16 protein-coding genes and 2 pseudogenes are annotated in these 25,309 nt (G+C 57.1%); 6 read left to right on the top strand and 12 right to left on the bottom strand.

The genetic code is table 11. The annotated features are described in order from the left end of the window. The first annotated feature begins 168 nt into the window (after window positions 1-168). On the top strand, window positions 169-3,777 hold the full coding sequence (locus WJU22_RS24490; protein WP_341840800.1) for a SusC/RagA family TonB-linked outer membrane protein: 3,609 nt from the start codon (window positions 169-171) through the stop codon (window positions 3,775-3,777). 26 nt (window positions 3,778-3,803) lie between these two features. Continuing rightward, window positions 3,804-5,621, top strand: coding sequence for a SusD/RagB family nutrient-binding outer membrane lipoprotein (locus tag WJU22_RS24485; protein WP_341840799.1), 1,818 nt, complete (start codon window positions 3,804-3,806; stop codon window positions 5,619-5,621). Window positions 5,622-5,711: 90 nt separating this feature from the next. On the opposite strand, the gene WJU22_RS24480 is transcribed toward WJU22_RS24485, so the two are convergent. From WJU22_RS24480 to WJU22_RS24445, 8 genes and pseudogenes are all read right to left on the bottom strand, one after another. Next, window positions 5,712-6,353, bottom strand: coding sequence for a hypothetical protein (locus tag WJU22_RS24480; protein ID WP_341840798.1), 642 nt, complete (start codon window positions 6,351-6,353; stop codon window positions 5,712-5,714). 124 nt (window positions 6,354-6,477) lie between these two features. Beyond that, on the bottom strand, window positions 6,478-7,461 hold the full coding sequence (gene egtD / locus WJU22_RS24475; protein ID WP_341840797.1) for an L-histidine N(alpha)-methyltransferase: 984 nt from the start codon (window positions 7,459-7,461) through the stop codon (window positions 6,478-6,480). Continuing rightward, complete coding sequence (gene egtB / locus WJU22_RS24470) at window positions 7,458-8,645, bottom strand: ergothioneine biosynthesis protein EgtB (protein WP_341840796.1); 1,188 nt, start codon at window positions 8,643-8,645, stop codon at window positions 7,458-7,460. The genes egtD and egtB overlap by 4 nt, the downstream gene beginning before the upstream one ends. 1 nt (window position 8,646) lies before the next feature. Beyond that, complete coding sequence (locus WJU22_RS24465; RefSeq protein WP_341843794.1) at window positions 8,647-9,006, bottom strand: glycine betaine ABC transporter substrate-binding protein; 360 nt, start codon at window positions 9,004-9,006, stop codon at window positions 8,647-8,649. A gap of 150 nt (window positions 9,007-9,156) precedes the next feature. Then, window positions 9,157-10,189 (bottom strand): annotated as a pseudogene (locus tag WJU22_RS24460) (ABC transporter permease/substrate-binding protein); the annotation flags it as partial. Then, window positions 10,186-10,917 carry an ABC transporter ATP-binding protein gene (locus tag WJU22_RS24455; RefSeq protein WP_341840795.1) on the bottom strand — a complete coding sequence of 244 codons (732 nt, stop codon included), beginning with the start codon at window positions 10,915-10,917 and terminating at the stop codon, window positions 10,186-10,188. The gene WJU22_RS24455 and the pseudogene WJU22_RS24460, both read right to left, overlap by 4 nt. Further along, window positions 10,914-12,269, bottom strand: coding sequence for a mercuric reductase (locus WJU22_RS24450; RefSeq protein ID WP_341840794.1), 1,356 nt, complete (start codon window positions 12,267-12,269; stop codon window positions 10,914-10,916). Before WJU22_RS24450 ends, WJU22_RS24455 begins: the two co-directional genes overlap by 4 nt. Before the next feature lie 368 nt (window positions 12,270-12,637). Next, the gene (locus tag WJU22_RS24445) at window positions 12,638-13,681 is read right to left on the bottom strand and encodes a cyclic nucleotide-binding domain-containing protein (protein WP_341840793.1); all 1,044 of its coding nucleotides are present in this window, start codon (window positions 13,679-13,681) and stop codon (window positions 12,638-12,640) included. 94 nt (window positions 13,682-13,775) lie between these two features. Here WJU22_RS24445 and WJU22_RS24440 point away from each other — a divergent pair, with 94 nt between their 5' ends. The 4 genes and pseudogenes from WJU22_RS24440 (at window position 13,776) to WJU22_RS24420 (ending at window position 18,229) form a co-directional block, all read left to right on the top strand. Beyond that, the gene (locus tag WJU22_RS24440) at window positions 13,776-14,996 is read left to right on the top strand and encodes a molybdopterin molybdotransferase MoeA (RefSeq protein WP_341840792.1); all 1,221 of its coding nucleotides are present in this window, start codon (window positions 13,776-13,778) and stop codon (window positions 14,994-14,996) included. Window positions 14,997-15,019: 23 nt separating this feature from the next. Then, window positions 15,020-16,179, top strand: a pseudogene (uxuA, locus tag WJU22_RS24430) (mannonate dehydratase). 120 nt (window positions 16,180-16,299) lie between these two features. Next, window positions 16,300-17,505 carry a multidrug effflux MFS transporter gene (locus tag WJU22_RS24425; protein ID WP_341840791.1) on the top strand — a complete coding sequence of 402 codons (1,206 nt, stop codon included), beginning with the start codon at window positions 16,300-16,302 and terminating at the stop codon, window positions 17,503-17,505. 52 nt (window positions 17,506-17,557) lie between these two features. Next, the gene (locus WJU22_RS24420) at window positions 17,558-18,229 is read left to right on the top strand and encodes an NAD-dependent epimerase/dehydratase family protein (protein ID WP_341840790.1); all 672 of its coding nucleotides are present in this window, start codon (window positions 17,558-17,560) and stop codon (window positions 18,227-18,229) included. Here the strand turns inward: WJU22_RS24420 and WJU22_RS24415 are convergent, their stop codons facing one another. From WJU22_RS24415 to WJU22_RS24400, 4 genes are all read right to left on the bottom strand, one after another. After that, a complete protein-coding gene (locus WJU22_RS24415; RefSeq protein ID WP_341840789.1) occupies window positions 18,230-19,150 on the bottom strand; it encodes an NAD(P)/FAD-dependent oxidoreductase in 921 nt (306 codons plus the stop codon). A gap of 70 nt (window positions 19,151-19,220) precedes the next feature. Then, complete coding sequence (locus WJU22_RS24410; RefSeq protein WP_341840788.1) at window positions 19,221-21,152, bottom strand: sigma 54-interacting response regulator; 1,932 nt, start codon at window positions 21,150-21,152, stop codon at window positions 19,221-19,223. A 40-nt stretch (window positions 21,153-21,192) separates the two neighbouring features. After that, a complete protein-coding gene (locus tag WJU22_RS24405) occupies window positions 21,193-21,792 on the bottom strand; it encodes a sensor histidine kinase (protein WP_341843792.1) in 600 nt (199 codons plus the stop codon). A gap of 323 nt (window positions 21,793-22,115) precedes the next feature. Next, window positions 22,116-24,551, bottom strand: coding sequence for a tetratricopeptide repeat protein (locus tag WJU22_RS24400; RefSeq protein WP_341840787.1), 2,436 nt, complete (start codon window positions 24,549-24,551; stop codon window positions 22,116-22,118). Window positions 24,552-25,309 lie beyond the last annotated feature (758 nt).

Genomic DNA, 25,309 nt, shown 5'->3' with positions numbered 1-25,309 from the left:
CGCCCTGAGGTGAGAGTCAGGGCGGCGGAAGTTCGGGTATCGTCCCTATAAAGGAAGAATTTAGCGATAACAGCATTTTATCACCCAAACCTGTACGAAAGTATGCAAAAAATTCTACGTGGCGCCCGGTATTTCCGACCTGGGCCGAGTCCCAAAATCTATTTGTGTATGAAGCTGACAGCCGCCTTTCTCCTGGCTTTCTGTTTGCAGATCAGCGCCAAAACCTTTTCCCAGAACGTGACGATTTCGCAGCGGAATGTATCACTGGAAAAGATTTTCCGTGCCATCAAGAAGCAAACCGGGTATGCATTTTTTTATGACGAATCGCTGCTCCGCAAAGCCGGAAGCGTTTCCCTGGACGTCACCAACGAACGCCTGGAAACGGTGCTGGACCTCTGCTTCGCCCGGCAGCCGCTGGGTTACACCATCGTAGGGAATACGGTGGTGGTGAAGGAAAAAGCAATGGCAGACGTGGCGGAAGCGCGGTTCGCGGAAGTGCGCGGCGTGGTGTCTGACTCCACCGGCCTGCGGCTCCAGGGCGTTACCGTTCGCGTGAAAGGCACCACGCGCGGAACGTCTACCAACGCCCGCGGCGAGTTCACCGTAGAGGCGAAGGCCGGAGACGTGCTCCAGTTCAGCTTCATCGGCTTCACCAACCAGGAAGTGACCGTAGGCGCCAGCCTCCAGGTCAATATCGTGCTCCGCGAAAACTCGCAGACGCTCGAAAACGTAGTGGTAACAGCGCTCGGCATCACGAAAAAAGACCGCAAGCTCGGATATGCGCTCACCACCGTTAAAGGGGAAGAAGTACAGCGCGCCAACACGATTTCTCCCATTACCGCGCTCCAGGGCAAGGTGGCCGGCCTCAACATCAACGTGATGGGCGCGGCCGGAGTACAATCGTCGCCCTCCATCATCATCCGCGGCGCCAAATCGCTGGACAAAAACAACCAGCCGATTTTCGTGGTCGATGGTATGGTGATCGAAACCAATACTTACGATGCAGACGGGGTAGACCAGGGCTCCCAGCTCAAGAACCTCAACCCGGACGATTATGAAAGCATCACCGTGCTCAAGGGCGCTGCGGCCACGAGCCTTTACGGCACCCGCGGGGCTAACGGCGCGATCGTCATCACGTCCAAGAAAGGCTCCTCCGGGCAGGGGATCGGCGTTTCGTTCAACAGCACTTACCAGTCGCAGGTAATTTACCGCAACGGCCTCCCCCTGCAAGACGTCTACGGCTCCGGCTCCGCGTTTTTCCGCGAAGGCAACTGGAAGCCCGATGGCACGCAGGTTTCCACCTCCTACAGCTTCGGCCCGAAAATGGACGGCAGCATGCACCCCTCCATTTACGATCCCACCAAAATGGTCCCTTTTTCCCCACAGGCCAATAATTGGAAAACCTTCTTCCAGAACGGGAACTATATCAACAACAACGTCGCCATTTCCGGCGGCAGCGATAACGTGACGTACCGCCTTTCCTATTCCAACCTCCGGAACGACGGAACGCTCCCCAACAACCAGGTGAAAAGGAACAACTTCGACTTCCGCACCACCGGTAAGATCAATAACGTATTTTCCCTGGAAGCCGGCGCCACCTATGCTTTGACGGATGCCCGCAATCCTTACGGACAAGGCCGTTACTACTGGACCGGCGGCGAAAACCTCGGCTTCCTCACGTATTATTCCGTACCGCGCAATACCGATCTGGCCGACTGGAAAGCGAATTACCGCCTGCCCGATAACTCCATGCGCTCTTATGGTTATTCGCAGTACGACAACGTCGTGAACGCTGCCTTCAACCGGTTCGACAACCGCGATAACAATCGCCGTGAGAAATCACTGCTGGCGTACCTGCAACTGAAAGCGCAGCTGAACGAATGGATCGATGTGTCTGCGAAAGCCAACATCAACAGCTATAAAATCTTCTCCGAACAGAAGGAAAAAGGCAGCGGGAAATTCCATTCCGGTGGCTATTATTCCGTAGGCGGCGATTACCGCTCTTCCTACAACTACCTGTTCATGGCCCATGGCGCCCGCAAAGCCCTGAACGGCGATCTCGACATCGATGTTCGCCTGTACAACGAGTATTACGGCAACGGCGTGCGCGAAGAATATGGCGCCAATACCAACGGCGGCCTCATCGTTCCCAACGTGTTCACGCTCACCAACTCCGTAAACGATATCACGAACCAGCGCCGCTACAGCTACCGTTCGCCAGATTCGCGCGCCGCAGCCGTGGGCGCGATCCTGAACTTCGGCTGGAAAGATTATCTGAACCTGGAACTGACAGGCCGTAACGACTGGCTGTCTTCCCTCATGTATCCCGAAGGCGTGCCGGGCGAAAACAATTTCTCCGTATTCTATCCTTCCGTGAACGTGTCCTGGGCTTTCAGCGACATGTGGAAAAGCGCTATGCCTACCTGGCTGAGCTTCGGCAAGCTGCGTGCTTCGCTGGCCTGGGTGGGTAAAGGCACGGACCCTTACCAGACGAGCTTCGGCAGCTACCTGCAGGGCACTACCCTCAACGGCGCCGGCCAGTCTGTAGTAACGGCCACCATGCAGAACGCGAACGTACTGCCCATCATGGACCTGAAGCCCGAGATCCAGCGTTCCCTGGAACTGGGTACCAACCTCTCGTTCCTGAACGACCGTGTGAGCCTGGACTTTGCCTGGTACCGTACCAACACTTTCAACCAGATCATCACCATCCCCAACCCGATCGAGACCGGGTATAGCCTCCGCCGTATCAATGCCGGCAATATCCAGAACCAGGGGATCGAAGTGCTGGTGAACGTGACGCCCGTGCGCAGCAAGAACTTCCGCTGGGACGTGTCCGCCAACTTCACCCGCAACCGCGGCAAGATCATTTCCCTGCACCCGTCGCTGCAAGCGCGCGAGCTCATGGGCGATTATGATGGCGCAGGCGTTTGGGCTTATGAAGGCGGCGATTTTGGTGTGCTGACCGCCAACTCCTCCTGGCGCGAGCGCGACCCGGCCACCGGGTTCCCGCTGATCAGCGTGGGCGGTTATGCAGAAAGCACAGACCCCGAAACGAAACATAAATTCATGCAGTATTCCTGGGTGCCGAAGCAGTTCAAGCCCGGTGAGCGCCAAACCATCGGCCGCGTAGAGCCCGATTGGCTGGCTGGTGTGAACACCAATCTGCGTTATAAGGATTTCCAGTTGTACATGCAGGTGGATGCGCGCGTAGGCGGCAAGGCTTACTCCGAAGCCTACAACTACGGCATGCAGCGGGGTAACCTCCTCAACAGCCTCCAGTACCGCGACCAGGAAAACGGCGGCGTGGCCCGTACGGATTCTTACAACGGCAAAACGATTTACGATGGCGCCGTTCCCGATGCAGTGTTCAGAGCGGGTGAGAAATCTCCCATCAATGGCAAGGATATCGGTGGCATGACGTTCAGACAGGCATATGAAGCCGGTCTCGTAGAGCCCTGGAAAGCCGCCAGCTATTACCTGAACTCCTATGGCTGGGGCACTTATCTCGACAACGGCTCCGTTACCGACGTATCGTGGGTGATGCTCCGCGAAGTTTCGCTGGGCTACCAGGTGCCGAAAGCCATCGTGAGCAAAATCCGCATGAAAGGCGCAGGCCTCCGGTTCACGGCGCGCAATATCGGGTACCTGTACAACGGCCTGAACGGTGGACAGAACCCCGAATCGCTGCAGAGCAACAACCCCTTCAATCCCATGATCACCGGGGCTGTACCGTTCTCCCGCAATTACGCCGTAACCCTTAACATCAGTTTCTAACCTGCACATCAAAAACGACAATCCACATGAAGCATTTCAATAAACTGGCAATGGGCCTTGTGCTGACCGGCATCATGACGCAGAGCTGCAAAAAGGATTTCCAGGAAGCCAACACGAACCCGCAGGCCCTTAACGACACCAAGCCCGAGTTCCTCTTCACCGCCGCCACCATGGACTATTCCATGGCCGGCCGCAGCATGCTCATCTCCAAATACGGATCATCGCTCCGGTATATGCAATACATCACGCCCGACGTTGTCGATAAAGACGCAATGGAAGGCGCTTTCTGCGATCCGGGGAAAACTACGTTCCCCAGCCCCTCCGGCAGCTTCTATTCCGACTACTTCACTTCCACCGGCCGCGATTATAACCGCATCATCGCTAAAATCGACAAGATGGAAGAAGGCGCCGTGAAGAAAGGGTACGCCAACCTGCGCTCCGTTTGCGAGATCATGAACACCTACGACGCCTGGAAAGTGTCTGACATTTACGGCGGTCTGCCTTACAGCCAGGCCTTCAAGGTAACGGAATTCCCCACGCCGAAATTCGACTTCGGATGGGACCTGTACAAGAATTTCGATAACTCCCTGAAAGCGGCCGTAGTAGCACTGTCTGCTACCGTAGACGCAGAACAGATCCCGTTCGTGAAACAGGATTTCTTCTTCAACGGTGATAAAGACAAATGGATCCGTTTCGCCAATACATTGCGCATCAAGATCGCACAACGCTATGAAAAGCGCGACGCAGCACACCTGACAGCGGTGTTGACGGATATTGCCACCAACTTCGGCGGAAAGATCATCTCCAAACAGGAAGAATCTTTCGGATATACCAACACCCGCGACTGGAATAACAATATCGACGATATCGACGGCATCCAGAACGGATACGTAGCCTCGTTCGCCTTCGTGGAATTCCTTCGCTCCACCAACGATCCGCGCCTGCCGCTGCTCGTTCGCCAGAACGACTGGGGCACCAACTATGCCGGTTACAACGACGTGAAAGCCAACGGCACCGCGGCCGCCAAAGCCACGCTCGATTCCGCGGCCGTAAACTACAGCCGGTACGTAGGCAAACACGTTTTCTCGGCTTCCGCCTCGGCGCCGTATGGTTGGGAAGGACAAACGAAAACCAAACAGTTCACCGTTACCTCCGGCTCCGGTACCGCCACGAGAACGCTGAGCTACATTTCCCTCATCAACACCCGGCTGTTCGTGAAAAACGGCGGCTTCAAAGTGGGGAATCCCTCGCTGCATCTCGATGAAACGGTGGTAGACGGCGGCACCATCCCCATGCGCACCAACCTGCTCAATTACGCCGAAGCCTGCTTCATGATGGCCGAAATTGCAGCGAAAGGCGGCAACGGATTGGGCAAATCCGCCGCGCAATGGTATAACGACGGGGTGACGGCTTCCTTCGATTTCTACAAGCAGAAAGGGATCAGCCAGAACCTGCCCGGCGCTGCCGACGCGGTGCTCGGCGATTTCCTCACCCGTTATCCCTACGCCGGCCTCGCCAGCATTTATTCGCAAGCCTGGGTGAATTACCTCACGCAGCCCGAAGAATCCTGGGCTATGTGGAAACGCACCGGTTATCCGCAGTTCGACGATTACCGCGCCGGCGCTGCGAACAAAATCGGCGACGGTTCGGGTATCGCGTACCTCGAAAACCTGTTCAACGGTTCTACGAACCTGACGATCCCGCGCAGGTACATTTTGCCGGTAACCACCGTGCAAATGGCCGGCAGCCTGGAAGCCGCCATCAATGATATGAAGTCGAAAGACGCCGCATATGGCAACGACCGCCTGGATTCGCGCGGCCGTATCTGGTGGGACAAACAGTAAAGAATTTATATCAATTGTTCATTTGTATTTTAACGACAAGCTGACCGGTTTCCCGGTCAGCTTTGCCTTTTTATATCAACCTGCGAATCATTATTTCTTCAGCAGACCTTGTCTTTCCAGCGCGGAAACAAGCGCCTTGGTGTAGCTGCGCGAAAAGTCGTCGATCCCGTTGGGGTTCATCGTTTCCGACTGCACGGAAAACAGCAGCGATTCGTTTTGTGCGTCGTAGAGGTTGCTTTCGAGGAAGTAAGTTTTATCGGTCGTGTAATACCCCGGGTTGTACATCATCGGGTAATAGTAATTATAATATCCCCAGAAGCTGCCGTACCAGCCCCAGGCGGGATAGGGTGCGTAGGGGCCGGAGCCGGGCACATAGCGGGTTTCGCTGGTTTTATCCACCACGGCGATGGTGAAAATGGCGTCTGCGCCCAATTCGCGCACTTTATTGAGAATGGCTTCCTTCGACGGAACGTTCTCGCGGGTGAAGTTGGGCGGAAAGATATCGCCGCTCTTGATCGCCTTGTAGCCCCTGTCTTGCGCCGCAGCGGCCAGGTTGTTCTCAATGGATTGCTTGGCGTTCTGGTTGTGTACCATGGCGGCTATAAAAATGGTGTTGTACGATTTTTCGGGGGAGGGGTTAGACGCCCGCCAGAAATTCGTCACTTGTGTGGTAGTTCCGCAGGCCGCCAGCAGAAATATCACAAACAGGGTAAGATAGTTGTAAGTTTTCATGGTTTTGGTGCTTTTGCTACAATGCTAACAAGCCTTGGGCGGAATTGTTGCGGCCAACAGTTATCCGTGCACGCTATTGTTGTTCTTTTGGATTGACTTTCAGTGGATTGAATGATGGCTTCCTTTATTTGGCGAGCCAAAGCGCATCAACGAACCAGCCTTTTTCGTCCGTGAAATTGCGGATGGGAGAGAAGCCCGTTCGCGCGGCGAGCTCGCGGATGCCTTCCGGTGTGTATTTCTGCGAGATCTCCATGAACACGGGCTCATCCTTCCTGAAACGGATCAATGCACCGCCGATGTGAACGGCCTGGTCGCGGAGGCTGATGAGGAAACTTTTGCAGGCGCCGGACGAGGGGTCGTACGTCGGATAGTGCAGGAATTGATCCCGCTCGAAATCAGCGTCCAGCTCGCGGTTGATACGGGTGAGCAGGTTCAGGTTGAAGTCGCGGGTGAGGCCCTGGCGATCGTTATACGCATCCAGAACCTGACGCGGGTTTTTCTGGAGATCGAAACCGATCAACAGCATATCTCCCGGGCGCAGCTGCCGGCGCACCTCGCCGAGGAACCCCACGGCTTCCTCCGGCGTAAAATTCCCGATGCTGCTGCCCATGAACATCACTACCCGCGCGCAGCCGGCAGCCTGGCCGGATTTGGCCAGCATGTCCATGTACTCGCCGTTGAGGCCCTGCACGTCGAGCCCGGGAATCCTTTCCGGCAGCGTTTCCTGCAAATGACGGATAATGTTGGAAGATATGTCGATGGGGAAATACCGTTCCCCCATCCCCGCGCGCATCCATTCCCGCAAAAGGTGCACAGACTTGGAAGCGTCTCCCGCCCCCAGCTCCACCAGGTCGGCCTGCGGCGCCACGGCGCGGATGGCGCTGACGATGGCGGGCGACTGCCTTTCGAGGATTTCCATCTCGCAGCGCGTGAGATAATATTCGGGGCAATGCATGATCTGCTGAAACAGTGCGTCGCCGGCGGCATCGTAAAAGTATTTCGAATGCAGCCTTTTGGGATGCGCCTGCAGCCCTTCCAGCACGTCGCGGAGGAAAGCCTGGCGCGCCCGGGAAAGCGGTGGCGCCGGTGTTGCGGTTACTGTTCTCATAATGACGGTTTTAAGGTTTTAGCCAGCCGGATGCCTGTGAGCTGCCAGCGAAGGTGCGGATGGAAGAAATTGCGGTAAGTAGCCCTGCTATGGCCTGTGGGCGTGAATTCCGATGCGCCGCGCAGCACTTTCTGGTTCACCATGAACTTGCCGTTGTATTCGCCCACGGCTCCGGCTACACGCTCGAAGCCGGGATAGGGGAGATACGCGCTTTCCGTCCATTCCCAACGCTGCCCCCAGGGGAATTTCCCGGACGCCGCTTCCCACTCGAATTCCGTGGGCAGGCGTAGACCTTTCCAGGCGGCGAAGGCCGCGGCTTCGTAAAAGCTAATGTGGGACAGTATTTCAGCGGGATCCACGGGCACCAGGCCCTGCAGCGTGTAGTTCATCCATCGGCCTTCGTCGAAATGCCAGTACATGGGCGATTGGATGTTGTTGCGCTTCACCCAGTCCCAGCCTTCGGCGTGCCAGTACGAGAATTCCCTGTACCCGCCGGCGTCTATGAAAGCGAGGAATTCGCCGTTGGTGACGGGCCGGTCGGCAATGGCGTAAGGCTCCAGGTAAACTTTGTGCCGGCCCAGCTCGTTGTCGTAGCAAAACCCTTCCCCCGCAAACCCGATCTCATACACGCCGGCTTCCATATCGATGAAATGCATGGGCGCGGAACGGGGCGTTTCGGGCGCGGGCGATTCGTTGTACGGCGGAAAAAGCGGGTTATTGCCGAGGATGTACTTGATATCGTACCACAACAGCTCCTGGTGCTGCTGTTCGTGGTTGCAGCCCAGCGTGATGAGGGTTTCGGCCTCTTCCGGGAGCGGCTGGGCGAGCAGTTGTTCCATGGCGGAGTCCACGTATTTACGGTATTTGTAGATCTCGTCTACGGTGGGGCGGCTGAGGTTGCCGCGGTCTGTCCGGATCACGCGGGCGCCGAGGCTTTCGTAATAGCTGTTGAAAACGAAGTTGAACATGGGATCGAACTCGATGTAGCCCGGCAGGAATTTTTTCAGCACCAGCGTCTCGAAGAACCAGGTGGTATGCCCGAGATGCCACTTGGGAGGGCTCACGTCTTCTACAGGTTGTACCACATAATCCTCTTTTTGTAGCGGACGGCAAATGGTTTCCGTCCATTTGCGTACCTGTGCGTAATGCCGCAGGAGCGCCGTGGGAATAGTTACGTCTATCATGTCAGTTTTTTTGCGTATCCAGGAAACGCGTGAGATCGGAAATGCTGCGGATACCCATCTTCCGGGCCGCTTCTTCCCGCATCATCAGTGCGTATGCGTTGTTGAAACCGATGGGCTGCAGCCATTGCAGTCCGTATTTCTGATCGAATTGCCGGCGCACGAAATTATAGGCGCTGTCTTTATGCCGGAGGTTATCGGTCAGGGGTTCCTGCAAAATGACGAGCAGGCCCGTGCCGGTATATTCCGGATAGAAGTCGATCTGATCATTCGTCAATGCATCAAAACAAATTTTCGTGCCACCCAGCCCGGTTTTCGAAGAAATTGACAATTCCGTGTTCCCTTCCACCAGGATTTTATACATTTCGCAAAGGATGTATTGCTCCGTGAATATCTTCGACCCCATCCGCACCACGCCCTTCTTCCCGTTCCGCGAGGGTTTGAAAAGACCTTCCTTTTCGAGGAACCCGCGCGCCACCGCGGCCGGACTTTCCTTCAAAAAATCGACGCGGTAATTCAGATAAGTCATCACCGAATCGTTGATCCGCCCGGCGAGGAGACCGAGCGCGGGCCCCAGCTCGGGAAACCGCTCCAGGGCATCTTTCCGCACCACCGGCGCAGCGTGGTAGGGGGAAGATGAGCTTGTCGTCGTCGAGGGTAATGAGATGGAACGCCCGGATACGCCCGTCGGTACTGTATCCGCTCACTACATCCAGTTTTTCTTCGTGCAGGGCCTGGTACATGACGGCATCGTTTATGACCACCGTCGGGATTTTCAGTCCATACAACCGTTTTAAGCCCAGCCATCCGTCTTCACGCCCCATGAACTCCGGCGTGAAACCCGCGAGCAGTTTGCCTTTGGCGGCAGGCGTCATGGCGGAGACCGCAAACACGATCAATGCCGCCGCGCCCGCCCAGCGGAAGTGCCGCATGCTTAATTTCTGGGCGCGCGACAGTAGGAAATCGAACAAAATCGCCAGCAAAGCCGCCGGGATGGCGCCCGCCAGGATCATGTTGGTATTGTTCAATGCGATGCCGCCGAAGATGAATTCGCCCAGTCCGCCGGCCGCGATGTACGCCGCCAGCGTAGCCACGCCCACATTGATGACGGCGGCGGTGCGGATACCCGCGAGGATCACGGGCATGGCGAGCGGCAGTTCCGCTTTGAACAAGACCTGGCTGCGCGTCATCCCCATGGCCACGGCGGCTTCGCGCACGGTGGCGTCTACGCCGCGGATGCCGGTGTAGGTATTGCGGATGATGGGAAGCAAGGCGTATAGGAACAATGCGAAGATCGCCGGCTTGGGGCCGATGCCCAGCAAGGGTATGAGAAAACCCAGCAGCGCAATGCTCGGAATGGTCTGCATCACGCCTGCAAAACCGAGCGTAACGCCCGCCAGCTTTTGCCTCCGTGCGATGAGGATGCCCAAAGGCACGCCGGCCAATATCGCCAGCGCTACAGATAGCAGCGTAAGGTGAATGTGCGTCAGCGTTTGTTCCAGCAGCTTGCCCGACTGGCTTTCGAGGAATTGGAGGAACTCTTTCATGACGCATCGGTTTGGCCGTGAAGGAATGCCGCCACGAAATCGTTCGCGGGGTTTTGCTGCAATTCGTCGGGCGTGCCCATCTGGATGATCCGGCCTTTGTCCATAATGCCGATATGATCGCCCAGTTCGAGCGCATCGCGGATGTCATGTGTTACCATCACCACCGTTTTGCTTTTGAATTCGTCCAGCTCCAGGAACTCCTGGCGGATGCGGGTGCGGGTGACGGGATCGAGGGCGCCGAAGGGCTCGTCCATGAGCAATACCGGCGGATCGGCCGCCAGCGCGCGCGCCAGGCCCACACGCTGCTGTTGCCCGCCGCTGAGCTGGTTGGGATATTGATGGGCGTGGGCGTCCCAGGAAAGACCGAGCTGCCGGAGCAGGTCTTCGGTGCGCCGTCGGATGCGGGGCTTGTCCCAATGTAATAGCCGCGGCACGATGGCGATGTTTTCGGCGACGGTGTAATGGGGGAACAGCCCGTATTGCTGCATCACGTAACCCATTTGCCTGCGGAGGATCTCCGGGCGGAAGGTACGCGTGTCCTGTCCGCGGAAGAGTACGGTGCCGCCGTCGGGGTCGATGAGGCGGTTGAGCATCCGGAGGGTGGTGGTTTTGCCGCTGCCGCTGGTGCCCAGCAGCATGAGGCGCCCGCCTTCCGGCACGCGGAAGGAAACGTCCTGCACCGCCACGCGGCCGTCGAAGGATTTGTTAAGTTGGCTGGCTTCAATCATGGGTCGATAGACATGAACAGGTTATTGAGCGATTCCGAGAACGTTGGATGGGCGAAAACGCCGTCGCGCAGTTGGTCGTAGCGGAGCCCGCCCATCATGGCCATTTGCACTACGGACATAATTTCGCCGCCCGCCACGCTGAGGATGGCGGCGCCGAGTATCAGGCCGGAATCCTTGTCCACCAAGGCTTTCATCAAGCCCCGCGTATCTCCCGATTCCACGCCGCGCGCCACTTTCGTCATGGGGATTTTGGCGATGAGCACGTTCTTCCCCTGTTCCCGCGCTTCCTGCTCGGTAAGCCCGATGCGGCCGAGCTCGGGGTCGGTAAACATGCAGTAAGGTACGGGCCGGTCCCGGATCGTTCGTTGTTGCTGTTCGAGTATGTTTTTGGAAATGATGATGTAATCGTTGTAAGAGATGTGCGTGAATGCCGGCCCGCCTTTCACATCGCCCATGGCGTAAATGCCGGGCACGCCGGTCTCCAGTTTTTCGTTGACGGGGATGATGCCGTTGCCGGTGGTGCGGAGGCCGGTTTTGTCCAGCCCGAGGTCGCCGGTGTTGGGCGTCCGGCCGGCGGCGATGAGCAAATGGCTGGAGGTCAGCTGGCGTCCGTTCAGTTCCAGCAATATCTGATCGTTGGACGTTGAGACCTTCCGCAGTTCGGCGCCGCAGCAGATCGTGATGCCGTCTTCTTCGAGGATTTTATGGATTTCGGCCGCCACGTCTTCGTCTTCTTTCCCGAGGATGCGGGTATTCTTTTCCAGCAGGGTTACCTGGGCGCCGAAGCGCCTGAACATTTGTCCCATTTCCATGGCCACATACCCCGCGCCGAGAATGCAAAGATGTTTGGGCGTTTCCGTGAGGTCGAGGATGGTGGTGGAAGTGAGATAGGGCACGGTGTGGAGGCCTTCGATATCCGGGATGCCGGGGCGGGCGCCGGTGTTGATGAAGATATTGTCGGCCTGGAGGGTTTCTCCGTTCACTTCGATGGTTTTCATACCGGAAAAAGCGGCTTGTCCTTCGATGTAATCGAGATTTTTGGTAGATCCGATGGATTTGGTGAGCCCATCCACCGCCTGGCCCACGATCTCATCCTTTCGTGCCTTTACTTTGCGGAGATCGATATGTGAAGGATCGGAAGGGATGCCGAAGCGTTGGGCGCGCCCGGCCATATATGCTTCCCTGGCCGCCCCGATCATGGTTTTGGTGGGTGTGCAACCGTCGTTCACGCAGGTGCCCCCGATCTTGCGCCGCTCTATCAGGGCGGTGCGCCAGCCGGCTTTGGCCAGTTTCCGCGCCAGGGGCGTTCCCGCCTGGCCGGCCCCGATAATGATGGCATCATATTTCTTCATCCGGAAAGGGTTTTGCTGGCGCTAAAGCTACTATAACAAGCCGCGCCGGTACAATGTTCGGACCGTGGGTCAGGGGGCACGCGTCCAAAAACCGTTCCGTCCTGACCAATATCAATTTACGACTGATCCGCATCATTCCACACATATCGGGCCGTTTCTACATTTGCAATATGAAATTGACATCAACATAATACCCGCTTCATACAAAAAACATCTCCGCCGCTGTTATGGCGGCGGCGATGTTCCCCAAAAAAATAGTAAGAGCGCCCGCGGCAACAGGTAACGGAAAGTAATGGTAATTCATCAGCATAATAAATTGCTCCGGGCGTTCTTTGTCATTCATTCGCAAAAATTCCCAATAACGTCCGCTAATGGAAGGCGATATCTTCCAGCCGGCCGGGTTCGAGCAGTGTGATGAAAGGCCCTTTGATGGCGATCAGTTTTTCCTGCTTGAATTCGCCGAGGGTACGGATCAGCGATTCCGTTGCCGTGCCGGCGAGCGATGCCAGCTCATCCCTGGCGATGTTGACCTTATACTGGCCAGTGCCCTGGTGATATTTGTTCCGCAAATGCACCAACGCGCTGGCCACTTTTTTGCGCAGGGTGTCATACGCGATGCCGACCAGCCGGTTTTCCTTTTCCGTGAGGTTCCTGGCCAGCATTTTCACGAATTTCTGGAAGATCAGCGGTACGCGGCCCAGCATTTCCTCCGCATCTTTCCGCGGGATGAGGGCCAGCTCGGTTTCGTCCATCGCCAGGGCCGTGGCTTTGTAGCGCTCTTCCTCCAGCAGCGCGATGTACCCGAAGAAATCGCCGGTTTTGTACAGGCTGATCAGGAGGTCTTTCCCGTCTTCATGCGTTTTCACGGTTTTCACTTTCCCGGAAATGATGTAAAACATGTACCGCGGCGTTTCGCCTTCGCGGTAGATCACTTCATGGGGCGCGAGGCGGACGGTATTGCGGTCGGTTATGAAGGCGCGGATCACGTTGCGGAAATCGTTTTCGTCGGCCGGATCAATGGCGGCGGCATTTTGGAGGAGAAGATGCCGTTTTTCGAGGCGGATGGCCACGGTTTGCAGCAACTCGGCGCCGGAAAACGGGCGTACCATCACATCATCCGCTCCCATTTGCATCGCTTCACGGTAGCGGCGCGGGTCCCAGTCGTTCATGAGAAGGATGGCGGGCACCAGCTGCAAGGGGCCTTCCTGCTGCATGACGTGGAGCATCCCCAGCCCGTCTACCCCCTTGATGTCCATATCGCAGATCACGAGATCGGGCGGCGATCTGCGCATCCGGAGGATGCCGTCTTGCCCGTCGGCCGCCACTTCCACCGTATATCCCGCCGTTTCCAGCAACGGTGCCAGGCTGCCGCGTTTGCGGTCTTTTCTTTCGGCGAGGAGAATGGTTTGCATGCTGTATAAACAAAGCCCTTCCCGCATTTGTTGGCGGTGCCGATTTGATGCCTTCCCCTTAATTGAATAAATTGAGGAAGCAAAACCCACGATTATGATGACCGTATCGGAAGCTTACAACGCCATGCTGCGCACAGCCGCTGGTTTTGGTGTCACCACCGTTTTGCTCGAAGCGGCGGAAGGCCGCGTGTTGCGCGAAACGGTGCATGCAGACAGGCCCTTCCCGCCATACGACCGCGTCACGGTCAACGGCCTCGCCATCGCATTTGAAAGTTATGAACGCGGACAACGTGTTTTCGGTTCCGGCGGCATCCAGGCCGCGGGTATGCCGCGCCTGCAACTGGCCAACCTGGCAGACGGGATGGAAGTGATGCGCGGATCGGTACTGCCCGACCTCACAGACACCATTGTTCCGTTCGATCAGCTGGAAGTTGCCGAGCATGAAGGGTTCCGCAGGTTCACCGTGCCGGGGAACGTTCAGCCCGGCCATCACATCCACCGCAAAGGAGCGGATGCCCATGCCGGAAAGCCGCTCCTGGAGCCGGGCGTACGCATCGGCCCGGCAGAAATCGGCGTGCTGGCGGGAACGGGGAAAGCCGAAGTGAAAGTTAGCGCCCTGCCTAAAGTGCTGCTCGTGGCCACGGGGAACGAACTGGTGGAGGTGCGCGAAACACCGGAGCCGCACCAGGTCCGCATGTCGAACGTTTACAGCCTGGCGGCGGGTTTGCGGGAAATGGGGATCCCAGCCGATATCGTTCACCTTGCAGATGAAAAGCCGCGCATGGCCGAAGAATTGCTTCCTTTGCTCCATAGATGCGATGTGTTGATCTGTACCGGCGCCGTGGGCGACGGGCGGTTCAACCATCTCCCCGAAGTGCTCGCCGAAGCCGGCATGGAAAAGATCGTGGATGGCGTAGGGCAGAAGCCGGGGAAGAAAATCCTCTTCGGCAGGATGTCCGGTGGGCCGGTCGTATTTGCCCTGCCGGGGAACCCGCAGTCGGTCATGACCAATTACGCACGCTACATCCGGCCGTGGCTGGAAGTTTGCCTGGGCTTGCCCGACCGGAAGCCCGTGCTGGCGAAACTCTCCGAAACCCTGACGTTCGCCCGGCCGTTGGAATACTTCATCCCCGTTAAATTATACGTTTCCGGAGAAGCGGTTTTGCAGGCTTTGCCCATCCCGCACCAGGGCTCGGGCGACCTTTCCGCGCTGGCCCTGGCCGACGGATTCATGGCCCTTCCATCGACTTCAAACGTTTTCGAAGCGGGAAACGCCTTCCCGGTTTGGATTTTCAGGCAGAATTCCCCATTTTGATTGCCGCTTAACATTCCACTTTCATGCCGATGGAACAAACCATGCGCTGGTTCGGGCCCAAAGACCCCGTTTCCCTGCGCGATATCCGACAAGCCGGCTGCACCGGCGTTGTGACAGCCCTTCACCACATCCCCGTGGGCGAAACCTGGACCATTGAAGAGATCGAAAAAAGAAAATCGCTGATCGAAGCCGAAGGCATGCGCTGGTCGGTAGTGGAAAGCCTCCCCGTGCATGAAGACATCAAAAAATCCAGCGGCGATTTTCAGGGCCATATCCAACGGTATCAGGAAAGCCTGGAAAACCTCGCCCGATGCGGCGTGTCAACGGTGACGTACAATTTCATGCCGGTGATGGACTGGATGCGCACCAACGTGAGTTACGAACTTCCCAACGGCGCGCGTGCCCTCTACTACGACCGCGCCGCGTTCATCGCGTTCGATCTTTTCCTGCTGAACCGCCCCGGTGCGAAAGCGGATTATTCGGCCGAGGAAATCCAATCCGCCGAAAAAAATTACAATCCCTCACGCCGCAACAACGTGAAACCCTCTTCCACAACGCGCTCCTGGGGCTGCCCGGCAGCGACGACCGTTTTACCCGCGAAGGAGTTCTCCGGGCGCTGGCCGAATACGACCACATCGATGCCGCGAAGCTGCGGGAGCACTTGTTTTACTTCCTCCGCCAGGTGGCGCCGGTGGCGGAAGCAAACGGCATCCGCCTGGCCATTCATCCGGACGATCCGCCGTATCCCTTGCTGGGCTTGCCGCGCATCGTGAGCACCGAAGCGGATTTGGCGGCTATTTTGAATGCATCGCCCGAAACGGCCAACGGCATCTGTTTCTGTACCGGTTCGCTGGGCGTGCGGCCGGATAACGATCTGGCGGGGATCGTAGCGCGGCTGGGGGACCGTATCCATTTCATCCACCTGCGCAACATCCGCCGCCTGGCCGGGGGCGATTTTTACGAAGCCGATCATCTCGATGGCGATGTAGACATGTACGCCGTGGTGCGCGCCCTCACGCAATCGATGCGCCAGCGCAATGTTTCGCTGCCCATGCGGCCCGACCATGGCCACCAGATGCTCGACGATCTGGCGAAGCAAACTTATCCCGGTTACAGCGGCATCGGGCGGCTGAAAGGGCTTGCGGAGCTGAGGGGGCTTGAAATGGGGATTTTGCGGAGTTGAAAAATTCCTATCTTTGCCGGGCATTCTCCTTCACAATCTGCATTGAAATTTATTGTCTAATCATCTGTTGCGCCGTTTGGCTTTCGGCCACGCAGCACAACCGTCTATTCGAATCCCGGTTTGAAACGTTCGACTTATTTATCGCTGATTCTCATTTTGGGCAGCCTGACCGCGCTGGGCCCTTTTACGATCGACATGTACCTGCCCGGCTTTCCCGCCATCGCGGAAGATTTGGGGGTGGATGTGGAAAGAGTGGGACTGACATTGTCCAGTTATTTCATCGGCATCTGCGCCGGACAATTGCTGTATGGCCCGCTGCTGGACCGCTTCGGGCGGAAGAAACCCCTGTACATAGGGCTGCTGCTCTACATCGCCGCATCGGTAGGTTGTGCGTTCGCCACCTCGCTGGACGGCCTCGTGTGGCTGCGGTTCTTCCAGGCGGTGGGCTCCTGTGCGGCTACGGTGGCGGCGATGGCCATGGTGCGCGATCTGTTCCCCGTCCATGAAAACGCGAAAGTGTTTGCGCTGCTGATGCTGGTGGTGGGCGCGTCTCCCATGGTAGCGCCTACCGTCGGCGGATATGTGACCAGCGCCATCGGCTGGCATTCGGTGTTTACGATACTCGCCGTGATGGGGGCGCTCATGCTGCTGGCGTGTATCTTTTGGCTGCCAGACAGCTTCCGGCCCGATACTTCGCTGTCGCTCAAGCCGGCGCCCATTATCCGCAATTTCTGGTCGGTGTGGAAAGAGCCGCAATTCTATACTTACGCGCTCACCGGTGCCGTGGCGTTTTCCGCGTTGTTCACGTACGTTTCCGGTTCGCCGAAAGTTTTTATGCAGGTGTTCCAATTGTCCGATAAAGCATATGGATGGGTGTTTGCCGCGCTGAGCGTGGGTTTCATCGGTTCCAGCCAGGTAAATACCATCATGTTGAAACGCTACAGTAGCGAGCAGATCTTGCCCGTGGCGCTGTCTGTGATGAGCGTAGCCGCCCTGTTGTTTGTTTGGGGATCAGGTGCGGGATGGTTGGGCCTGTGGGGCACGATCGGCACGCTGGCCGTACTGCTTTGCTGCCTGGGTTTCGTGAACCCCAACACCGCCGCACTTTCGCTGGCGCCGTTTGCGCGCAATGCAGGAACGGCTTCCGCGCTCATGGGCGCGCTGCAAATGGGCGCAGGCGCGCTGGCTTCGGTGTTCGTGAGCCTTTTCAAGGAAAATACCGCATTCCCCATGGCCGCCTGCATGACGGTTGCCGCTTTGCTATCACTGTTGATACTGGCTGTGGGGCGAACGGTCATCGCTTCGCGGAAAACGGCGCATTCCTGACGGGCGCGGTTTTGAGGGATTTGTATTACTTTCGGAAAAAATCCAACCCCTCATGCCAGAAAACCTTAGCGTCATCATCACAGGCGCCACCGGAATGGTCGGAGAGGGCGTTCTCCTGGAATGCCTGCAAAACCCGAATGTCGAGAAAGTATTGATTATCAATCGCAGACCGTCGGGGTACAGCCATCCCAAACTGAAGGAGATCATCCATGAGAATTTTTTCAACGTCAAGTCCATCGCCGATCAGTTTACCGGCTACAACGCCTGTTTCTTCTGCCTGGGCGTTTCATCCGTCGGAAAAAGCGAACCGGAATATTACCGGCAAACCTATGTGCTCACGATGCACGTGGCCGAAGTGATGGCCGCCGTCAACCCCGATATCGCATTTTGCTATGTGTCCGGCTCCGGGACCGACGGGTCCGAACATGGCCGCGTCATGTGGGCGCGGGTAAAGGGCAAAACGGAGAACGATCTTATGAAACTCCCTTTCCGCAAGGTTTTCGCGTTTCGGCCAGGATTGCTGAAAGCAACGAAAGGACAAAAGAACCTCGTCACGATCTACAAATACCTCGGCTGGATGTTCCCATTCTTCCGTTCCCTTTTCCCAGGCTTTGCCAGCACGCTGCAGGAGCTGGGAAAGGCCATGATCGAAGTTTCCCGCAACGGCTATACTTCCAATGTCATCGAAGTGAGGGACATACACAAACTCGCCGCCAAACCCTGATCACCAGGCCTCCTGCGTCAGCTGGCGGTTGGCGTTGGTACCGGCCAGATGTCCGCCCATGGCCGACATGTATAACTGGTGAAGCCCCGCATGCGTGAGGTCGCCGGCGGCAAAAACGCCTGGTACGGTGGTCTCGAACATGGGGCTGACGGTCACCACGCCCTCGGGGCTCATTTCGCAGCCCAGTTGTTCCGCCAGGGAATTGTGGTACAACAGTTTCTGCGGCCGGTAATACACCGCGCCGGTTTCCAGCACATCCCCGTTCTGCAGCGTGATCCTCACACCTTCTCCGCTTTTCTCCAAACCCTTGATGGGAGCGGTGTTCAGCTTGTATCCCTTCTCCACGAATTTTTCCGTCATTTCCGCGCTGATCCGGCTTTCGCCCTGGGTGAGGAAGGTGATATCGCTGTGCCAGTTGGATAATGTAACGGCGTAATGTTCTGCTGCTTCGCCGTTGGCGATCACGCAAACCGGCAGCCGGCGCACTTCCCAGCCGTGGCAATACGGGCAATGGATGACGCGGTTGCCCCAGAGTTCCTCCAGCCCGGGAATGTCGTCCAGGTCGTCTTTCAAACCGGTGGCCAGCACGATTTTTTTCGCGAAGTATTTATCACCGGCGCGGGTTTCCAGCAGAAAACCACCGTCCGTTTTTGACGCGGCGGTGATGTACCCTTCCACCAGGTCTACCGTTTCATACGGCTGCAACTGCTCCCGGGCGATGCGGAGCAGTTCGGAAGGCGGGGTATTGTCGCGCGTGAAGAAATTATGGGCATGGGCCGCAAAGCGGTTGCGCGGCGATCCGCCGTCTATCACGACGGTCTTGCGCAACGTCCGCCCCAATGTCAACGCGGCGCTGAGGCCTGCCGACGATCCGCCTGCGATGGCGACTTCGTAAACCTGGATGTTATTATTTGAAACCATGTTGCAAAAATAGGCTTTCCGGGATACGGACCATTGTGCTAATGCCGGTCAAAATTGTACTTTTCACGGATCAGCTGAGGTGTTCTTTCCGGATGCCGAGTTTTTTCATTTTCGAATGAAGCGTGGTGGGAGGGATTTGTAGTAGTTCCGCGGCCCCGCCGGCACCCCATACGCGGCCATTGCATTTTTTGAGGACGCTGAGGATGTGATCGCGCTCGTTCTCATGGATCGTTTTCACCCGGCTGTCTGGCAGTATGTTCGTCGTACTTTGTACGGGCTCGGGCGGTCTTGGGTTTCCGGGCAGCATGATTTCTTCGATGAGTGGCCCGCGGTTGAGCAGCATGCCGCGCTCGATCATGTGCTCCAGTTCGCGGATATTGCCCGGCCAGTGGTATTGCTGCAGTTGTGCCATCACTTTATCGCTGACGCCCTGGATGCGTTTGCCGGTCTTGTTGTTGAACACATCGATGAAATGCTGTACAAGCAGGGGAATGTCTTCGGCCCGGTCGCGCAGGCTGGGCAAAGTGAGTGGAAAAACGTTGAGGCGGTAATAGAGGTCGAGGCGGAATCTTCCTTCGGCTACTTCTTTTTCGAGGTTCCGGTTGGTGGCGGCGATGAAGCGCACGTTGATCTTGATGGGCGCGCGGCTTCCGAGGCGCTCGATTTCCCTTTCCTGCAGCACGCGCAGCAGTTTGGCCTGCAGTTCCACGGGCATTTCGCCGATTTCGTCGAGGAACACGGTGCCTTCGTGCGCCTGTTCGAACTTGCCGATCCTGCGGTCCATCGCGCCGGTAAAGGCGCCTTTTTCATGGCCGAACAATTCCGATTCGATGAGGGTGGCGGGCAGCGCGGCGCAGTTCACTTTCACGAGGGGCTTGTTGCGCCTGGGCGACAGCTGATGGATGCAATCGGCGATCCTTTCCTTGCCGGTGCCGCTTTCGCCGAGGATGAGGATGGAAGTGTCTATCGGTGCGGCCTGGGAAAGGTGGTCGAACACTTTGAGCAGCAGGTGGCTGTTGCCGACGATGCCGTTGAACACCTTTGCCGGCGGCGCTTTCCTGGCTGCAGGCGTGCCTTCGCGCTCGGGGGCGGCGCCGGCGCTGCTTTCCGCCAGTTCGGCCAGCAGGTCGCGCTGGCGATGGCAAATCTCGGTATGCGGTTGCTGGAAAGCGTCGGGCAGTTTGCTGTAGAAATGGAGGATGCAGGTATGGCCGTTGTGTAAAGTGAACGGATATACGAAAGAGGATTGGAGGTGGAAGGATTTCGCGAGTTGTTGCATGAGCGGAACATTCCGCTGCTCCCGCGTGAAATCGGCACCGTTGAACAATGCAGGGGTTTCCCAGGGCTGCGCGCTTAGCAGTTTCTCCAGCGCGTCGGCCGGCAAACCGGTGATGTTCCCCAGCTCCGTGGCGCCCAGCTCCTGGTATTCGTTGAACCCGATCCGTCGATAGTCGCGCAGATGGCGCACCTCGCCGTTCCGCCGGAAACTGACGGACAGGTATTCGAAGGGAACGTAAGGCTGCAATGCTATGCCCGCCTGCAACAGCCGCTGTTCCGGCGTTCCGCCGGAGGCTTGCAATTGCGCCAGTTCCTTCCGCAACGCCGTTTCCCGCCGCAGGTGCGATTCCAGGCTGTTTTCGTGCCGGAACCGGGCTATTTCCAGCGTTGCCAGCACATCGCGCTCGCGGAAGGGCTTCACGAGAAAGCCATAGGGCTGCGTGGCTTTGGCGGCGGTAAGCACGTCCTGGCTGGAATTGGCGCTCAGGTAAATGAAAGCGATATGTTGCTCGCGCAGCTCATGCGCCAGGTCGATGCCGGTTTGCCTGCCTTTGAGGAATATGTCCAGCAGCACGAGGTCGGGCTTGTCTTGCCGGATAAGCTCCTGCGCCTGTGGTACCGACCGCGCGATCCCGCACACCCTGTACCCTGCTTTTTCCAGCATGAGCCGGAGGTCGTTGGCTTCGATAAATTGATCTTCTACGATCAGCACTTTTTCATTCATATGGCGATGTTTCCTGTTAAGCCTGTAGTAACGCGTTTTTTTATTGATTGACGGAACCCGCGGGCCGGTCGAGCAATTCGGGGCGGATGAAATTTTCATCTTCGAACCATACCGAAATTTCCGCTCCGCCGTCTGTCGTGTTCCGGATGTTGAAATGGCCGCCGAGGTCGTTGCTGAGACCTTCCATGAGGCTCATTCCCAAAGACCGGCTTTGCCCCGGCTCGAAATCCGGCGGCAGTCCAATCCCGTCGTCGGCGACCGTCAGGGTGAAATGCCCTGCTGCCGACCGGTCGAACGTAATGTGGATGTTGCCTTCGCGGTTGCCGGGGAATGCGTATTTGATGGAATTGGTGATGGCTTCGTTGAGGATGAGCCCGATGGGCACGGCCTGCGAAACGTCTAGCCGGATGGGCGCTACGTTGATGCGGAAGCGCACGTTCCGGCCGGCGTCGAAGCAATCCAGGAGGTAATCCACCAGTTCATGGATGTAATGCGGCATGTTGATGACGCCCACATTGTCTGACTGGTACAGTTTTTTGTGGATGAGCGAAATCGCCTGCACGCGGTGCTGGCTGTCGCGGATGGCTACGAGCGCGGCATCGTTCTGCAGGAAGGCGCTTTGGCTGTTGAGCAGGCTCATGACGATTTGCAGGTTGTTCTTCACGCGGTGATGTATTTCCTTCAGCAGCCATTCCTTTTCGTGCAGCAACTTTTCCAGCGAAGCGTTTTTCTGACCGATTTCCACCTGTTTTTCCTGCAGCGACTGGTTGTTTTTCTGCTTGAGGCGGTAACCGTTGATCAGCAGCCCGATGATGGCGAGCAGCAGTACCGCGCCGCCGAAGGAAACGTTGCGCATGAGCCTTTCCTGTTCCAGTTTGCTTTGCTGGATTTCGGCGCGTTGGGTGAGCAGGGCGATGTCGTTTTGTTTCAGCTGGATGTCCTGGTCTTTACGCCGCGCGTCCATCAGGCTTTGTTCCCGTTGGAGGATGGCCTGGTTAAGCTGTGATTTTTGCAGGAGCTCTTTCCGCATGAGCAGCATGATATCCTGTTCGCGGAGGCGGATTTCCTGTTCCTGCAGCAGGAGCGACTGGTCTTTCTTTTCCGTTTCGTACTGGATTTGCAATTCAGAAATCTGCCGGCTTTTGGCGACGTTGAACAGCGAATCGTTATAGTATTTGTAGAGCTGGTATTGATCGATGGCCTGGCGGTACATGCCCATGGCGGAATCGCACTGGAAGAGCATGTAATGCGCATTGTTGGTGAGGGATATGCTGGCGATGTCTGGCCGGTAGCTGAGGGCTTTGCGCAGGTGCTCCGAGGCGATGGTATATTTTTTTGCCCGAGATAAAACTTGCCGACGTTGAGTTGCAGCCGGGTGTAGAGTTTATCGCCCACGCGGATATGGTCGATGTTCCGGATAGACGACAGGTAATATTTTTCCGCTTCCCCCGTTTGTCCCAGCGCATTGTAACATTGTGCCAGCGCGGCTTCCATGAGGCGTTCGGGATAATAGCTCACGGGCGGATTGTCTTTATATACCTGCTTTACAAATGCCAGGGCTTCGGCGGCGCTGCGGTGTTCGATCAGCAGTTCCGTGAGGGCGAGGGCGGCATAATAGTCGTAATCCGGGCCGGTTCCATGCGCGTTGGCGACCGCTTTCCGGTATGCGTCGATGCTGTTTTCGTATTGGACGAGATCGCGGTAGATCTCGCCCAGCCGGACGAACATTATGGTAGTTACAAGTTTATCGTTCTGTTGTTCTGCCTGCCGTAAACCCGTCATGGCATAGCGAAGCGCCGCTCCCAGGTCGCCGCGCATCTGGGCGAGGAGCGCGAGGTGGCGGTTGATTTTGTAAGTGGGGGCGCGATCGGTGTTGGCGTATTTATTGGCGAGACCGAGCAGGAGCTTGCTGGCTTCTTCGGGCCGGCCGTCTTCCTGAAGGAAGCTGGCGGATTCCATGCCGGTGTTCAGTTCGTTTTCCATATCGCCCGCCTTTGCGAACAGCAGGCTGGCATTGAGGTATGCTTCGGCGACGTCACAGTATTGCGGGCGCTGGCGGCGGATGATGTTGCCGAAATGCATCCAGATCAGGGCCCTGTTGCGCGTATCTTGCGGGTGATTGTATTTGGAAAGCGCGAGCAGGATGTATTTGCGGGCTTCCGGAACATCGCCCAGGAGGCATTGCGTTTTTGCCATTTCCTTCCAGGCCAGGATGCGCATGGTGTCGATGTTCAGCGAATCGGCAATTTTGATGGCGCTCTGTATATAATTGACGGAAATGCTCAGCTGGGTAACGTCGAACGCCGGGAATCCGGACTGGTATTGCCTTCCCATATCAATAAACTTCCGGAACCGTTGCGCACCGGGCACGGTTTCCACGACCACCCGCCGCGAGGCCTCCATGATGTCTACGGCCGATAAAAAATTCCTGGCAGACTTTATCAGCTGCTGGTGACGCTCGGGGTCCCAGTTGGCGATGGCCATTTTTGCATACACACGGGCGCTGTCCGGCTCGTTGGTATGTATGAAGTGCCAGCGGGCGAGCGTCATGCAGATATCCGCCTTCAGCACACCCTGCAGGTGCGGCATGAACATTTTTGCGCGGACATGCCGGTTACGGTGGAACTCGATCAGGGCGAGGGTGTAGTAGTTCCGATGTTCCAGGTCGCGCTTGTTGAACTGGATGCCAAGGCGAATGGAATTGCGGATGTGGGTTTCGGAGCTGTCTACGTCGCCGGGAGATTTGTCGCGCCGCATCAGGTACTGGTAACCCACGCGGTGGTAAATGATGTAATGCGCCTGGGCGGGAACGTCTGACAGCATTGTAAGCGCATTGGTCAGCTGGTTTGCCTCGATGTAGGCCGTAGACATCGTCTGTGCAGTGTTTCCCAGCACGGGTATATTACCGGTTTTCCGGGAAATGGCGATCGCTTTTTTACCGTACATCAGCGCGGTATCCAGGTCGTAGGCGTATTCTCCCGGTTTGAAAGTATAATGATAACTAAGCCTGGCATAAACACTGGCCTGCTGATCGTCGCTCAATATTGAAACAACCTCCCGTGCGCGCCAGGGCGTTCCCATTTCTATCCAGAGGCTGGTCATGTTGAACAGGCTGGTAAGATACTGTTTGTAATGGCCGGTGCGTTGTGCCAGGATGCGCGCCTGGTCGAAGAAGTACCCTGCGCTGTCGAGGTCGTTTTTCAGTTCGCCGGGCTTGAACAGGTATGCTTTCCCGGTTTCGTTGAGGAAGAAGGCTTTCAGTGAATCGTTCTCCGCCTGGGCGATGGATGCCCGCAGGGCAGGGATGTTTTGTGCCGAAGCCCGGGAGGCGATGATGAGCAGGCTGGCGATCAGCAGCCTTGTTTGTATAGTCTTGATATATGTACGGAACGGGCTCATGGTTGCAGATCTCCTCGCTGATAGTTATGTTCGGAATGGGTGGATATGGTTGCTTGCGGTTGCAAATGTAATCGGGAAACCAGGAAGTAGGCTGCGTTGTCGGGACCGGAAATTAACCCACCCGGTTTTTTTATGCAGGATTTACCGGCATCGATGAGGGCAGCCGCGCGCGGCGTATCGTTCGCTGACCGGGCGATGGACGCGCGATGGTCTGAAGCGTTTTGCGCGGCCGGTTTCAGCCTGCATTTCGCAACGCTGAGTTTTGGGAGCCTCGTATGTAATTGAATGGGTTTCATGGCTGGCAACCTCCGGTTCGACAGGTTTGAAAGCGATGGGTTGACGGGATGGAGCCATGCATTTGCGGCCGGGACTGCGGGAGGGCAGTTGCGGGAAGGATTGAATTCAGGCAAGGGGCGGTCCAGGTGTGCAGCATGTTGACATTTTAATAGGGGCAATTCATAAAACAGGCCAAAGCTATAGAAAAACTGGCGGGGCCGCGGTGCTCCCGGGCGGGGAGGCTATGGCGGCGGGATGCCGGATTGATTGGTGTTGATGTTGAATTGAAGGCCCGTCTGCTACGCCGGTCAAAGTACAACTTTATTTCGTAGGTAGGGACGCGAAACCACGAAATTTCGTGACGTTCCGGGACGGTTGGGCCGCGGTCCGGAGGACAGGGCAAACCGGTTTCCGCCGACGGTAGCCCCCCGCGCGGAGGGGCCCCGTCAACTGCGGCAAAAGCGCCGTGGCCATGCGTGAAA

It is taken from the genome of Chitinophaga caseinilytica (assembly GCF_038396765.1).
Lineage (GTDB): Bacteria > Bacteroidota > Bacteroidia > Chitinophagales > Chitinophagaceae > Chitinophaga > Chitinophaga caseinilytica.
This window is presented reverse-complemented; position numbering and strand designations above follow the sequence as displayed.

Excerpts from the sequence above, each read along its gene's own strand:
- WJU22_RS24480 (WP_341840798.1), bottom strand. The coding sequence starts at position 6,353 with ATGAAAACTTACAACTATCTTACCCTGTTTGTGATATTTCTGCTGGCG.
- WJU22_RS24405 (WP_341843792.1), bottom strand. The coding sequence starts at position 21,792 with ATGAGCCTGCTCAACAGCCAAAGCGCCTTCCTGCAGAACGATGCCGCG.
- WJU22_RS24465 (WP_341843794.1), bottom strand. The coding sequence starts at position 9,006 with ATGTATAAAATCCTGGTGGAAGGGAACACGGAATTGTCAATTTCTTCG.
- egtB (WP_341840796.1), bottom strand. The coding sequence starts at position 8,645 with ATGATAGACGTAACTATTCCCACGGCGCTCCTGCGGCATTACGCACAG.
- WJU22_RS24440 (WP_341840792.1), top strand. The coding sequence starts at position 13,776 with ATGATGACCGTATCGGAAGCTTACAACGCCATGCTGCGCACAGCCGCT.
- WJU22_RS24450 (WP_341840794.1), bottom strand. The coding sequence starts at position 12,269 with ATGAAGAAATATGATGCCATCATTATCGGGGCCGGCCAGGCGGGAACG.
- WJU22_RS24415 (WP_341840789.1), bottom strand. The coding sequence starts at position 19,150 with ATGGTTTCAAATAATAACATCCAGGTTTACGAAGTCGCCATCGCAGGC.
- WJU22_RS24400 (WP_341840787.1), bottom strand. The coding sequence starts at position 24,551 with ATGAGCCCGTTCCGTACATATATCAAGACTATACAAACAAGGCTGCTG.
- WJU22_RS24490 (WP_341840800.1), top strand. The coding sequence starts at position 169 with ATGAAGCTGACAGCCGCCTTTCTCCTGGCTTTCTGTTTGCAGATCAGC.
- egtD (WP_341840797.1), bottom strand. The coding sequence starts at position 7,461 with ATGAGAACAGTAACCGCAACACCGGCGCCACCGCTTTCCCGGGCGCGC.
- WJU22_RS24410 (WP_341840788.1), bottom strand. The coding sequence starts at position 21,152 with ATGAATGAAAAAGTGCTGATCGTAGAAGATCAATTTATCGAAGCCAAC.
- WJU22_RS24485 (WP_341840799.1), top strand. The coding sequence starts at position 3,804 with ATGAAGCATTTCAATAAACTGGCAATGGGCCTTGTGCTGACCGGCATC.
- WJU22_RS24455 (WP_341840795.1), bottom strand. The coding sequence starts at position 10,917 with ATGATTGAAGCCAGCCAACTTAACAAATCCTTCGACGGCCGCGTGGCG.
- WJU22_RS24445 (WP_341840793.1), bottom strand. The coding sequence starts at position 13,681 with ATGCAAACCATTCTCCTCGCCGAAAGAAAAGACCGCAAACGCGGCAGC.
- WJU22_RS24420 (WP_341840790.1), top strand. The coding sequence starts at position 17,558 with ATGCCAGAAAACCTTAGCGTCATCATCACAGGCGCCACCGGAATGGTC.